Consider the following 13,253-nt stretch of genomic DNA (forward strand, 5'->3'; position numbering starts at 1 on the left):
AAGAGTCAGAAACCTCTCACGTAAGTCAGAGGTTCAGCTCCACTGCACTTCCAACTCGTTGTCGATCTGCCGCACGCCTTCGATGCGGCGGAGCGCCTCTTGCGCCATCTGCTTCTGAAAGAAGCTGTTCACCACGCCCTTGAGCGTGATTTGCCCTTGTCGGGCTTCGAGCCGCACTTTCCGCTTGGGCAGGTGCGGATTGTTAACGATCGCGGTCGTGGCCCGATCGATCAATTGCTGATCGACCGCGGGAGCAACGTGAGTCGAAGCGTCCGAAACGATAGTCATGTGCGTTACCTCGGTCGGCGGGAGATGCGGGCGGGTGACAGCGAATCCCCGCTGTCCTAAGGCCGGCATCGGTTCCATCGACCTCGCCAGCACGGCGACCGCAGGTAACACTCGATAAACTGCGAAGATTTTGCCGATTGCCGGCGACCGTGACGGTTGTGCCGACGATGAGGGCACTTTTCCGTCATTCCCGCGCAGGCGGGAATCTAGGCGTTGTGGCTATCTATCCCGGTTCCGGCCTGCGCGTGGATGACGGCCTGGATCGGCACGCCACAACGAGTTGAAAATCGCTCTAGTAGTCGACAGCGATTAGCGCACCACGATTCGCGGGCCGTGCGATCACCACCTCAACATCTTCGCCCTTGGCAATCGACAGTCGATCGACCAGATCCCGGGCCGCTGTTTCACTGGCGGCCACCAGTGCCAGCGTCGGCCCCCACGACGATTGAGCGCCGCCGCGAACACCGGCTTGTTGCAGCCAGGCAATCCAGCGCGCTGTCCAGGCATGGAACGGAACCCCTTGCTGATGCCGAGCAAAGCAATTGCCCGCCAGGATGCTGAAGCGGTGCAACGATTCGTTAAACGTGTTCACATCCGCGCGCTGGGCCGCCGGCACGATATCCAGCGTAGCCAGCCGCACCAGCTCATTGGTCACCGCCTCGGGCACGGCTGGCAACGTCTCGAACGCTCGCCGTTCGGTATCGCCCGACAGGCCCGACGCCTCGCGTGGTGTCAGCAGTATCCATCGCCAATCGTCCGGCAGCGCGACGCGCGCAACCAGTTGACCGATCGCGGTTGCGTTGCGCGACGCGTCGACTGGCTTTCCTGCTTCGATCAGCAAGCCTCCTGAGACAAAACCCAACGTGCCGATGCTCGAGCGACCAGCGCGGCCGGACACCGTGGCCAATTCCTCGGCGCTCCGTAACGGCCCGCCGGCCAGCGCATTGCCCCCGGCCACAACGGCCAGCGCTAGTTGCGTGCCGACGCCCAGCCCGATGTGCTGCCGTGGCGTTTCCATGATTTGTGCATGACAACCCGGCAAGTCCGCCAGCCAACCCGCTTGCTGTGCCCGGCGCAGCGCCGCCTCGGCGACCGACGCGAGCGGGCCCTCGGCGGAAAGCCTGTCGGCTAAGGTGAGTTCAACAACCACGCTCGGCTCGCTAACCATCGCGCCCAGCCCGCCGAATGCCGGCACATTAGGCTGACCGAACGAGAACATGCCAAAGTGCAGCCGGCTGCCCGTCTCGACACGCACGCGCCGCGGCCGACCGGCGCTGATTGAGCCGAGTTCTTGAGGCAAAACGCCCAGCGTCCCGGCCACGTGATTGGCCAGCAAGTCCCAAGCGCGCTGCTCGGCCGTGCCACCGGTTTTTCGCACCAGCGGCGCCAAACGTCGAAACTCGGCAACGATCTCCTCGCCCGGCAACAGCTTCACCCGCGTCGCGGCGATGGCCGCTTCCAGAATCGCATGCTTCGCTCGATTGAACCCCCAAAAGTCGCGCAGCGCCCCCTGGGCCGTCACCTCGGTGCGAACTTCCACCCGCGCTTGAGACGCATCGATCTCGACCACGCGCAGCGCGAACCAGCGACACGTATCGGCCAAGACAGGAACTTCGACCCCTGCGACTCGTTCCAGTTTGGGCATTTCGGCTATCGCGTTGATCGCCGCTCGCGCGGTCAATTCCACGTCGTCAATGATGTGAAACGTCGCGACGCCGGTCTCTTGCAGGTTCGCCAGCGTCTTCGATCCCTGGAACGGACGCAGCAGGAAGTGGGTCTGCCCCTCATCGACCACGGGGCCTAGCGGCGCCAGGTTCACCTGTCCGGTGCGATCGACCGTGATGATCAAACCTTCGACAATCACAATGCCGCTCGCGATGAAAGGAATTCCACGCCGTCAACTCGTTCAGAACGTCACCGGGGCCGTCGGCAACGGGTAAGCCGGGCGCGACGCGACGCGCAACTCGCGCATGGCCCCGGTCAACTCGCCGGGCGTCTTTCCGCCGGCGACGCTGCGCACGCCCGCCAAGCGCAGAAAGTTCGCCAGCATTTCATAGCCGTATTCGGTCAAGATCGACTCGGGATGGAACTGCACGCCAACGATTGGCAACTCGCGATGCGCGACAGCCATGATTACGCCATCGTTCGCCCGGGCAGTCACTTCCAGGCACGCGGGCAGTGTCTTCTCATCAGCCACCAGCGAATGATACCGGCAAGCCGACAACGGCGACGGCAAGTCCGCGAACAGGCCCCGCCCGGTGTGATGAACCGCCGACGCGCGGCCATGCCGCGGTTGCTCGGCCCGTACGATCTTGCCCCCCAAAGCTTGCACAATCGCCTGGTGTCCCAGGCAGACGCCGAGCATTGGCACGCGGCCGACCATCTCACGAATCACGTCAAGCGAACAGCCCGCCTGGTCCGGCGCGCACGGTCCCGGCGAGATGACAATCGCCTGTGGTGGCTCATGTTCGAGTACCGCGACGTCAATCACGTCGTTCCGCGCCACGACGACGTCTCCGCCGAGGCGCGTCAGATAACGCGCCAGGTTATGCACGAAGCTATCGTAGTTGTCGACAAGCAAGATCATGAGAATGGCCGCAATGCTTCGAGCAGGCCGGCCGCCTTGTGCCAGGTCTCGTCGTATTCGGCCCGCGGGTCCGATTGGGCGACAATGCCGCCGCCAACCGGGAACTGGTACCAACCACCGGCGACGGTCAGCGTACGAATCAGAATACTGGAGTCCATCGCCCCGTCATAGCCAAGGTAAAACAGGTTGCCACAGTAAGGCCCGCGGGCGGTCGGTTCGAGTTCCGAGATGATTTGCATGGCCCGCACCTTGGGCGCGCCGGTGATCGATCCGCCCGGGATCGTGGCTCGCCACAGATCGAGCGGCCCCAACTCGGCGCGCACCTGGCCGCGCACCGCCGACACCAGGTGTTGCACGAATTCATAGCGTTCGAGCGAGCAAAGTTGCGTCACGTGGACGCTGTCAGGTTGACAGACGCGCGACAGATCGTTGCGCAACAGGTCAACGATCATCACATTCTCGGCCCGGTCCTTCTCGCTGGCTTGCAGATCGTCGCCGGCGAACAAATCGGCCTCGGCCCGGGCGGTTCGCGGACGTGTCCCCTTGATCGGGCGCGCTTCGACCGCCCCGTGCGACAGATGCAAGAATCGCTCGGGCGATGCGCTGACAAGCTGTTCGGCCCCCAGATCGAAATAACCCGAAAACGTGGCCGGGTTGCAACGCCGTAGGTGGCGATAGAGTTCCGGGGCCGGCATCACTGCGGGATACAGCAACCGCTGTGACAGGTTGACTTGAAAGATGTCGCCAGCCGCGACGTATTCGATGGCTCGCTCGACGGTGCGCAAGTATTGCTCGCGCGAGAAATTGCTGGTTAACCCCGGAAAGCCAGGCACGGCGAATTGCGGCGCGGTGATGGTTGTCGCATTCGCCTTGGGACGATCATTGGCCGGTGAACTAGGAAACGGCTGCCGATGAAGCACGTCGAGAAAGGTTTCGAGCCGCTCCTTGGCGCGCCGCGAGCGCTCGGCGGGCTCGCGGGCCGGCGCTCCTTGCGAGATCAACCACGCCCGGCCGGCCACATGATCCCAGGCCAGCACCACGTCGTAGCAACCCAGCGCCAACAGCGGCAAGCGAAACTCGTCGTGCGCGGCGGCTGGCACAGGTTCGAGCTGACGCCCCAGGTCATAGCTCACCAGTCCCGCCAACCCTCCCTGAAACGGCGGCAACCCTGGCACTGTCTCGGCCCGCCAGGCGTCGAGCGTCGTCTGCCAACATGGCCACGCGGTCGCGGCCTCGTGCGCTTCGATGAACTCGTACGGGTCGGCGGCCAGGAACGAGTAGCGTCCCAACTGGGTGTCGCGCCGTGCGCTGTCAAAGAAGACGCAATGGGGCAGCGCGGCAAACCGCTGAAAGGCCGCCTCGGTGTCGGGCGCCGGCGAAAGTTCCATGACCAGCGGCGCGCCGGCGATGGTTTCTCGCGATGCGGCCATCAGGACGCCTCGTCTTCGGCGGGTGTCTTGTTCTGACCGCTCGCGGGCGCGCGGTGGGTCGCCTCCGGCACGGTTAGAAAGCCCCAGTCGAGCGCCTGGTCCTGCCGGTATTGCTTGTCCAGTTGCAGCGCCGTCAGTGCCTTGGCCATTTCATAGCCCAGGTAAAAGCTATGACTGGCGTCTAAGTTCGTCGCCCCCGTGGCCGAAAGCGCGGCAAACAGCTCGAACGGGTCGCGGCCCCTCAGGTGAAAGCCCGAGCCAATCAGGTGCAACGCGCCCCCTTCGGCAAAGATGCGGTAGTTGTTGTCGCGAATACCGGCGCGCAGTTGCTCTAGCCCCTCGGGTCCGAACTCGCGCACCTTGGTATCGCGCAGCATCACCAGCCGGGGTTCCAGCCGCTTGGGCAAGGTCTGGTGCGTGACCGCATGATGTACCAGCCGTCGAGCCAGGTCGCATTCCTTCACACTGGTCCGAGCCCAGTTAATCACCTCGGTCGTCAGGACGCTGCGAATGCCTAGCTCTTGGCAGAAGCCCAGCAGCAGGACATTCAACCCGGCGCTGTCGGCATCGGTCAGCTCGGTCAGATTGCCGATCCCCATCATGATTTCGGCATCGGGGTAGCGTCGCCGCGCCGCGAGATACCGCCCCAGACTGTGGGCAAAGCCAAAGCCGATCGGCTCCAAGATCGGGTCGATACGGAACTTCACACCGCGCTGGACGAGGAACTCGATCGTCTCGTCGAGCCCTTGCAGACTCTTGGGCTCGTCGGGCACGACGACCACTTCACAGCCCCACTCGGCCGCCACCTCGCGATTGCCGCTGTTCACGGAAAGGACCAGTTCAGCGCCGGCCGCGACGGCGCTGGCCGCCTCGGTCGGGTCCATCGTGTCGATCGAGACGCGATGGCCGGCGTCGCACAGCGCGCGCACCGTGTCGGCCACGCCGGTCCAGCCACCACCGGGATCGCAACCCAGGTCGATCAGATCGGCCCCGTCGCCGTGATAGCGCGCCGCCAAGTCTAGGATTTGTTCGCGCGCTAGCCGCGGCGCGTGATTGATCTCGGCCAGAATCGCAATGTCGAACGTCCCATCTAGTTCGTCTTCGCGGCGGTCGCCAAAGAACTCGGGCAGATCGCGTAAATCTTTCGGGCCGCGGATCACCGGCTTGCCGGCCGATGTGACGATTGTCGCCAGGTCGCCAGCGCACAAGCCGGGCACGACCACGCGAGTGGCTTCTGGTGGCACATGCAGCCGGCGTGAAATCCAATCGGGAGTCATCAGGGCAGCCACCGAAATCTTCAGCACGCTGATCGAATGGTCGAAGCCGGCGCGCTCGGAAAGTATCGCCAGCACCTTGCGCAGCGCCGGCTCGGCCAGTTTTCCCGTGACGAAATGAATGTGCTCGCGCGGCATGGCAACCAGTTCATTGCGACGACTTCATTGCTGTGGCGATCCAAAGCGAAAGCCGCCGTTGACGTTGAGCGTTTGCCCGGTGATGAACGCGGCCGCCGGAGAGGCCAGGAACCGAGTCGCGCGGGCCACGTCGTCGGGTTGGCCCCAGCGTTCGAGCAAGCATTCCTTCCGGGCGCGGTTCTGCCAGTCGCTCGACGCGCCGTGCCCCCACTCCGTTTGTATCCAGCCCGGCGCGACGCAGTTCACGCGCACCTGCGGCGCTAGCGCTTGGGCCAGGCTGCGCGTGGCGGCCATGACGGCCCCTTTGACGGCCGCAAAGATCTGGCCGCTGTCACCGGTCATTCCTTGCTCGGCCTGGTCCCAGCCGGTGTTGATGATCACGCCGTGCCCTTGCGAGCTCATCCGCCCGCCAATGTCGCGCGACAGCCGCAACGTGGCAACCACGTCGACCTGCCACAGGGACGCGATCTTCTGCTCGAAGCTCCAGCGCGCCGCCTCGCCGGTCAGCACGTCAACGCCGGCGTTATTGACCCAGACGTCGACGCGGCCGCGCCAGGCCCAAGCCTCGGCGACTAGCCGGTCTTGTTCAGCCGGGTCGCCGAGGTCGGCCAAAAGTGCTTTGACTTGCACGCCTCGACCGCGTAGCTCGGCAGCCAAGGTGTCGAGCGCCGACTGCGAACGCCGGGCGTGAATAATCAGGTCCGCTCCGGCCGACGCCAATTCCAGCGCGGTGGCGCGGCCGATGCCGCTGGACGCTCCGGTGACGACGGCCGTCTGGCCAGCGAGTTCGTGGGTGGGCGTCGTCATGTGCGGTGAGAGATTAAGGCGGGAACCAGGGCAAAGATTGCGTTATAGACAGTTATACACAGACGGCGAGCGAGAGTCTTGGCCCCAGAAAAGGCCGCAACTGGCCTGTGAATCGACCGCCGACGCGGGCTTGTACTGCTGCTGACTCGACGGACGCCAAGAGATATGATTACTCGGCCCTTTTCTTGTTCCGCCGTTGTGTGCCGCGCTCATGGCGATTGTCGACCTCAAATCCCGGCTGCTGACCACCACGGTGGCCTTTCGCGGCTACAACACCACGAATCTGGGGCGCAGCGCCGAGTGCCTGGCGCATCCGCTATACGGTCCAATCGTCGCGCGCTGGCTGAAAGAAGCTTCGGAGCATGTCGCGGAAGCGACGAGCCAAAAGGTCGATCTGGTCGAGCGCGTCCGCGCCGGTCGCGAAAGCACCATCGAAAGCTTCGCCGAGGACATCGGCCTGATCATGGGCATGGAACTGGCCCAGTTGGAAATTCTGCGCACCTGTTTCGGCGTCGAATATGAACGGGTTCGTTCCTCGTTCGGCTATAGCTTGGGCGAGATCACGGCGCTGGTAGCGAGCGGGGTTTACGACCTGGGCTCCGTGCTGCGGCCGTTGGCGGCGCTGGCCGGAGATTGTGCCGAGTTGTCGCATGATGTGACGATGGGGGTCGTCTTTTCGCGCGGGCCAGCCCTCGATTTCGAGGGTGTCGATCGGCTCTGCCTGCAAATCACAACCGAAGCCAAAGGGGTGATCGCGGTCTCGTCGCGACTGGGGCCGAACGCGGCCTTGGTGTTGGGCCAGGGAACGACCGTCGATCGGTTCAAAGATCGAGTCAGCGAGGAGTTGAGCGCCCCGGTTCATGTGCGCAAGAACAGCGGACGCTGGCCGCCGCTGCATACACCGCTATTGTGGCAAAAGAACGTGCCGAACCGCGCTGGCCTGCTGATGCAAAACATGCCCGGCGGGTTCAAGACCCCGCGTCCCACGATCGTGTCGCTGGTCACGGGCAAGGCCAGCTACAACGACTACAACAGTCGCGAGCTGATGATGCGTTGGCTCGACCACCCGCTGTTTTTGTGGGATGCGATTTATGAGTTGCTGTCCGGCGGTGTCGAAGTGGTGATTCACGTCGGGCCGGGACCGAACCTGGTGCCAGCCACGTTCAAGCGCTTGGCCGACAACGTCCGCGGGCAATTTGGCGCCACGCGGTTCAGCGAATTGGAACTGCAAGCGCTCGGCGGCATGGCACGCCGGCCGTGGCTGCAACGTGTGCTGCCCGCGCGCGTGGCTTTGCTGCGCGCACCATTCGTGCAGCACGTGGTGCTGGAGGATTGGCTGCTCGAGATGAAGCCGGCGTGAGGGGGGAAAGTTGCTGGTTGCTAGTTGCGTGTTGCTAGAGAAAACCTCTTGCAACTAGCCGCTAACGACTTGCAACTTCTTCCGGCAATTCATAGCACGCCGCTTCTTGGTCGTTGCGAACCAGTAAGTACCTGCCGGCCAAGACCGGCTGGTTCCAGGTCTTGTCATGCAGGGCCTGAAAGCGGGTCAGTTCCGTTGCCTTCTCAGGCGTGGCGTCCACCAGCACGATCTCGCCGTCTTCCGATTGCACCAAGAGCAAACCATCGACGCCTAGTACCTGGCCGTGGCCGTAACGGCCCGAGCGCCATTTCGCTTTGCCGTTGCCCAGGTCCAAACAGACGAGTGTCTTGCCATCGTCCAGGCCATAGGCAAAGCCGTCGCGAACGATGATATTCGTGAACTTGGGCTTGAGCTGCTTGCTTTGCCAAAGCTGTTCCGTGCTCCATTCATTGCGCACGTGGAGCACCTTTAACAGTTTGCAGCCGACGCCATAGCCGGCGCCGACCCACAGTTCCTGGGCGTTGATCGGCACCGGCTGCGGCACCTTGGGCATGGCCCCTTCCCAGCGGTAGTGCCACAACAACTTGCCGGTCAGCAGGTCGTGCGCGTCGACACTCTCGGCATTGACGATCACCACTTGCCGCGTGCCGTCAAACGTGGCCAGCGCCGGCGAGTCATAAGCCGAGGCCGCCCCGCCGGCCGACCAGCGCAGGTCGCCGGTTGCCGCGTCGTACGCCTCGAGCGAATTGAACGGGTGGACGCCGCGACTAATGATCACCAGATCGTCGACCACGAGGGGCGAGCAGCTTTTGCCCCACTCGGGAAAGAGCTTCTTCTGCTCTTCGATGCTTTCGTCGTAGAGCGATTTGCTCCATACCGGCTGGCCCGTCGCGCCGTCCAGACAGTTCAACCGCCCCAGCGCGCCAAAGGTATAGACCCGACCGTTGCGAATCGTGGGGGTCGAACGGGGGCCCTTGCCGCCAACGACCGATTCGAACGAGTGCGGGTCAACATGAGTCCAGCAGACTCGGCCAGTGGTTTTCTGGTAACAGACGACCCATTCTTCAATTTGAGCGCCTTCGCCGTGTTGTTCCATCGTGACGGCATAGTCGCCGACCACGGCAAACGAGCCCCAACCCAGGCCGACCGTCGCGCGCCAGAGTTCTTTCGGCGGCTGGGCCGTCCAATCGCGCGCCAGGTTCGCGCCGGTCACTTGAAGATTGTCGTTTGGCCCCAAGAACTGCGGCCAATCGGCCGAAGTGGTCTTGGTCAGATCGACGGCAATGGGCGTTTTCTCGTCGGGCTTGGCACGCGGCGGGGCGGGAGGGGCCGGCCGAGCCTTGAACCGCCAGGCAAAGACGGGACTGTTGTCGCCACGGCAGCCTTCGAGTTTCACCGTGCTGAACAGCACCACCAGTAACACAACCGCCGCCAGGCCCAGGCCGCGCCGCGTCGAGGCTGACAACGGCGAAAAGAAGATCAACCAGGCGGCCACCCAGGCCATGGTGAGCCAAATCGAAATCAGCGTGGCCAGGGTCTGGGGAGCGCTGTCGTCCTGGAAGGCGATGTAACAACCCGTGGCCAGACAGACGCCGAAGGCCACAATGGCAAACAAGGGCCACCAGCGACGCGGACGCGGCGATTGGATTGATGCAGGCATGAGGGCTGGTCACTGAGACGCGAGTGCGGATGAGACCTCGGGGGATGATTCCTCGAAGCTAGCCGAGAGTATAGCGAATTGGGCCTGATTGCGGACCCTGCTGGCGCGCCGCGAAGGGTCGAGCTGTGATTGACGCTCGGCGGGCGATCATCTATCGTCCTGCCCCCAATCTTAGCGGGTTCCCGGTTCGGGCCAACGTGCGCTTTTTCCAGTGTGCGGACATGCGGGCAGTCTTCACCAACCTCTTGCTGGTTAGTCTGCTGCTGGCCGCCCAGTCGGGCTGTCGTGTGCGCGGCGGGCCGGTGCAAGGACCGCTCGGTGCGATGGAAGAATACATGGTCTTCCATCCGGTTCCGTACGTGCCCGAAGCCTACGAGCCGATGGACGCACAGCTTAAAGACGCCTGGGCCGCCGCGGTTAGCGCCACCGAGGGGATCGAAGAGTTAGCCGCGCGGCGCGTACCGATGGAAGACGCCTGGTTCGAGTCGGCCGACGGCACCGCGCTGCACGGCTGGCTGGCCCGGTGCGCCGAGCCGCGGGCCGTGGTCCTCTATTGTCATGGCAACGCGGGGAACATCAGTTACCTGCGGTCGATGCTCGAAGACCTGACGCTGAATCATCAATTGACGGTGTTGGCGTTCGACTACCGCGGCTATGGGCGGAGCGAAGGGATTCCCAACGAACAAGGGATTCTCGACGACGCGCGAGCCGCAAGGGCCTGGCTGGCCGAGCACGCGGGTATAGGCGAGCGCGAGATCGTTCTGATGGGGCGCTCGCTGGGGGGCGGCGTGGCGGTTGACCTGGCCGCCAAGGACGGCGCGCGGGGCTTGATCCTGGAGAGCACCTTCACGTCCATGCCCGAGGTCGCGGCCGAGCACGTCAAAGTGCTGCCGCTGCGAAGCGTGATGCGCACACGGCTGAACTCGCTGGCCAAGATCGCCGATTACCACGGCCCGTTGTTGCAAAGCCACGGCGACGCCGACCGATTGATTCCCTATGCGATGGGTCGTAAGTTACACGAGGCCGCGCCCGGGCCGAAGCGATTCGTGACCATCACTGGCGGCGATCATAACGACGCGCAGAGCACAGAGTATTTCCAGGCGCTCGACGAGTTCATCGCGTCACTGCCACCGCCGTCGGGGCGCTAGAAGGTCGTCCAGTGATTCCGTTGCGCGCATGCCTATGGCATTGCGGCTAAACGTGAATCACTCAAGCCCCGGAATGACTTGAATCGGGGCCACCGCCGCCACGGCCCGCGCTTTGCGGACCTGGAAGTACATATACGTCACGAACGACGCCAACAGCGTGAAGGGCATGGCCATCATGAACAGAATGCTGTACATGTAGCCCGAGACGACGTCCCCTTGGCCGTTGTTCCCTTCGATCGCTTCCTTGCACCCTGGGCAGGCCCAAACGTCGGTCGCCACCGCCAGGATGGCCAGCGCCACGATCCACATCAGCCACGAGCGCTTCGTGAGGTTCATCGTTCAAACCCATGCGAATCAGAGAATGAAATGCCAGCCGGAGAACGTCACGGCATTATAGCGGGCAGATCGGTCGACGGCCAGAAATGATAGAGGGCCAGGTAAATCAGCACGCCGGTGACCGACACATACAGCCAAATCGGCCAGGCCCAAGCCACCACGCGGCGGTGCGTGTCGAGCCGATTCTTCAAACCCAGGTAAATCGCCCAAATCACCAGCGGCGGCACCGCGATCGCTAGCAGAATGTGCGAGAACAGCATGGCGTAGTAGCCATACTTGATTACCGGCACATCATACGTGAAACGCACATGCCCGGCGTGGCGGTGGTAATACAGATAGCAACCAAGAAAGACCGCGCTGACCGCGAAGGCCGACAGCATGCTGCGGCGATGGGCGTCGACGCGGCCGCGGCGGATGGCGAACCAGCCGAACAGCAACAGCGCCGTCGACAGGGCATTGAGTCCGGCGTTCACCGCCGGCAATTGATAGACCGACAAGCCGACGAGCGTGAACCAGCCGGCGTCGATCACGAGCGCTTCTCCGACCCGGCGGCCGGCGCTGGCTTGGCTTCGGCATCGCCGGCCGAAGCTTGCGTGCCTGCCACGTCGCCGCTCGGCTCTTTCAGCACCACCTCAAGTTGCTTGCGCAGGGTGATCATCTGGGCCGTCACCGCGGTGTTGAACGTGCCGCGCGGCTTGCCCCGGCGGTCGAACAGCGTGAGCCGCTCGGTGTGAACCTTTTTGTCGATCGGCATCTGGAACACCGACTGGCACAACTGCTTGATGTCCGAAAAATCGCCGGTCAGAAACAGCCAGCGCCGCTCGTCGGCCTCGAACGCCTTGGCATAGCGTTGCAAGACCTCGGAAGTGTCGTTGTCGGGGTCGACCGTGATGCTGACAATCAGCACGTCCTTGTCGGATAGTTCCTTTTGCAAATCGGACAGAGCCACATTGATCTGGCGACAAGGCCCCGTGCAACTGGCGAAGAAGTAGCTTCCCAACCAGACACGGTCCTTCAGTTCGGCCACGCTAAACTCACGCCCCGAGCGCTCGGTGAACTTCAAAGCAGCCAGATCCTGCAATGCCGCCGGTTTGACGGCCTCGGCGCTGACCTCGGCGGCCGGAGCCGACGTGGTGTGGCTGGCCGGGACCACGGCGATCGGCGAAGTGCTGCCTGGGCCGAATGCTCGTAGCGCGTCCTCGGGCGTGTAACGTCCCGAGTCGGCCGTGGTTTTTTCCTGGGCCAGGTTGCGAATCCGCCAGGCCGAATAGAAGCCATACGCTCCCACGGCCAGCACCAGCACCGTCAGCCACACCCGCACCATCGTGCTCATAACAAGTCTCCTTTGGTTCGCGTGCGGGTCATGCGACACGCCACGGCGAACGCGATTGCCGCGAACAGGAACGTCACCCCCCAGCTCGTGGCGGCGCTCGGCAGATCGGCGAGCAAGCCAGCCGCGCGGGGTTGCGATCCATAGATCAAATGTCGAAGCGCGCTCACGCCGTAGGTCAATGGGTTCGCCGCGCCGAGCCAACGCAGGCTGCCATGCTCGACGGGGAAAAATGCTCCCGACAGCAGCCACATCGGCATCAGGAAGACGTTCATCATAGCATGGAACCCCTGGGTCGAGTCCATCCGCCAGGCCATGATAAAACCGACCGCCGCCAAGGCGAACGAGATGGCAAATGTCAGTAGCCCAATCAGCGCCACGCTTTGCAACGTGTAGCGCAAACCCAGCAGGGGACCGAGCGCCAGAAAAATCAACGCTTGCAGCGTCGCGATCGACGCGGCGCCGAGCACTTTGCCAGCCACGATCGACCAACCCGGAATCGGCGCGACAAGAACGGCTTGCAGAAAACCTTCGCGCCGGTCCTCGATGATCGAGATCGTGGCGAAAATGGCGGTGAACAGCAGAATCAGCACCAACGTGCCGGGAAAGAAATACTCCGTGTAGCTGACGGCGTCGGCCGCTCCCGAGGCGCCGCCGGCGTCGGCCATTTTGAACGTCGGGCTCAGCCCAGCGCCAAACAATAGCCAGAAGATGATCGGTTGCCCCAGCGCGCCGAACACTCGATTGCGCTGCCGCACAAAGCGCAACATCTCGCGCCCGGCGAGCGCCAGCGCAGCCCTCACCGGCTGCACTCCTTGCGGAGTGGTCGTCGTCGCAGGTTGTTCGGCGGTTAGTGTCGGCATGTTGTCTCAGGCGGCAACGATCAACACCCCTC

At 63.5% G+C, this 13,253-nt stretch carries 13 protein-coding genes; 2 read left to right on the plus strand and 11 right to left on the minus strand.

Going from position 1 to position 13,253, the window contains the following annotated elements; genetic code table 11:
* Positions 1–33: 33 nt before the first annotated feature.
* The 6 genes from JSS27_00060 to JSS27_00085 form a co-directional block, all read right to left on the minus strand.
* Positions 34–288 (minus strand): BON domain-containing protein, encoded by a 255-nt coding sequence (locus tag JSS27_00060; GenBank protein MBS0207319.1) that lies wholly within the window; start codon positions 286–288, stop codon positions 34–36.
* Positions 289–580: 292 nt separating this feature from the next.
* Positions 581–2,152, minus strand: a complete 1,572-nt coding sequence (locus JSS27_00065) for a DUF447 family protein (protein MBS0207320.1) — start codon at positions 2,150–2,152, stop codon at positions 581–583.
* 42 nt (positions 2,153–2,194) lie between these two features.
* Positions 2,195–2,875 carry an aminodeoxychorismate/anthranilate synthase component II gene (locus tag JSS27_00070; protein ID MBS0207321.1) on the minus strand — a complete coding sequence of 227 codons (681 nt, stop codon included), beginning with the start codon at positions 2,873–2,875 and terminating at the stop codon, positions 2,195–2,197.
* Positions 2,872–4,305, minus strand: coding sequence for an anthranilate synthase component I family protein (locus tag JSS27_00075; protein MBS0207322.1), 1,434 nt, complete (start codon positions 4,303–4,305; stop codon positions 2,872–2,874). Before JSS27_00075 ends, JSS27_00070 begins: the two co-directional genes overlap by 4 nt.
* A complete protein-coding gene (locus JSS27_00080) occupies positions 4,305–5,717 on the minus strand; it encodes a dihydropteroate synthase (protein ID MBS0207323.1) in 1,413 nt (470 codons plus the stop codon). Before JSS27_00080 ends, JSS27_00075 begins: the two co-directional genes overlap by 1 nt.
* Positions 5,718–5,741: 24 nt before the next feature.
* Positions 5,742–6,524: an SDR family oxidoreductase gene (locus tag JSS27_00085; protein ID MBS0207324.1), complete on the minus strand. Its 783-nt coding sequence runs from the start codon at positions 6,522–6,524 to the stop codon at positions 5,742–5,744.
* A gap of 211 nt (positions 6,525–6,735) precedes the next feature.
* On the opposite strand from JSS27_00085, the gene JSS27_00090 reads away from it, so the two are divergent.
* Complete coding sequence (locus JSS27_00090; protein MBS0207325.1) at positions 6,736–7,884, plus strand: ACP S-malonyltransferase; 1,149 nt, start codon at positions 6,736–6,738, stop codon at positions 7,882–7,884.
* Positions 7,885–7,945: 61 nt separating this feature from the next.
* Here JSS27_00090 and JSS27_00095 read toward each other — a convergent pair whose 3' ends face one another.
* A complete protein-coding gene (locus JSS27_00095) occupies positions 7,946–9,544 on the minus strand; it encodes a PQQ-binding-like beta-propeller repeat protein (GenBank protein ID MBS0207326.1) in 1,599 nt (532 codons plus the stop codon).
* 323 nt (positions 9,545–9,867) lie between these two features.
* On the opposite strand from JSS27_00095, the gene JSS27_00100 reads away from it, so the two are divergent.
* Entirely contained in the window at positions 9,868–10,692 is an 825-nt protein-coding gene (locus JSS27_00100; protein MBS0207327.1) for an alpha/beta hydrolase, read from the plus strand.
* 57 nt (positions 10,693–10,749) lie between these two features.
* On the opposite strand, the gene JSS27_00105 is transcribed toward JSS27_00100, so the two are convergent.
* The 4 genes from JSS27_00105 to JSS27_00120 are packed head-to-tail and all read right to left on the minus strand — an operon-like array spanning position 10,750 to position 13,221.
* On the minus strand, positions 10,750–11,028 hold the full coding sequence (locus JSS27_00105; GenBank protein MBS0207328.1) for a hypothetical protein: 279 nt from the start codon (positions 11,026–11,028) through the stop codon (positions 10,750–10,752).
* 47 nt (positions 11,029–11,075) lie between these two features.
* Entirely contained in the window at positions 11,076–11,525 is a 450-nt protein-coding gene (locus JSS27_00110) for a DUF420 domain-containing protein (GenBank protein ID MBS0207329.1), read from the minus strand.
* A 29-nt stretch (positions 11,526–11,554) separates the two neighbouring features.
* The gene (locus JSS27_00115) at positions 11,555–12,361 is read right to left on the minus strand and encodes an SCO family protein (protein MBS0207330.1); all 807 of its coding nucleotides are present in this window, start codon (positions 12,359–12,361) and stop codon (positions 11,555–11,557) included.
* Positions 12,358–13,221 carry an ABC transporter permease gene (locus tag JSS27_00120; protein MBS0207331.1) on the minus strand — a complete coding sequence of 288 codons (864 nt, stop codon included), beginning with the start codon at positions 13,219–13,221 and terminating at the stop codon, positions 12,358–12,360. The genes JSS27_00115 and JSS27_00120 overlap by 4 nt, the downstream gene beginning before the upstream one ends.
* Between the last annotated feature and the right edge of the window lie 32 nt (positions 13,222–13,253).

The organism is Planctomycetota bacterium (assembly GCA_018242585.1).
Taxonomy (GTDB): Bacteria; Planctomycetota; Planctomycetia; order Pirellulales; family PNKZ01; genus JAFEBQ01.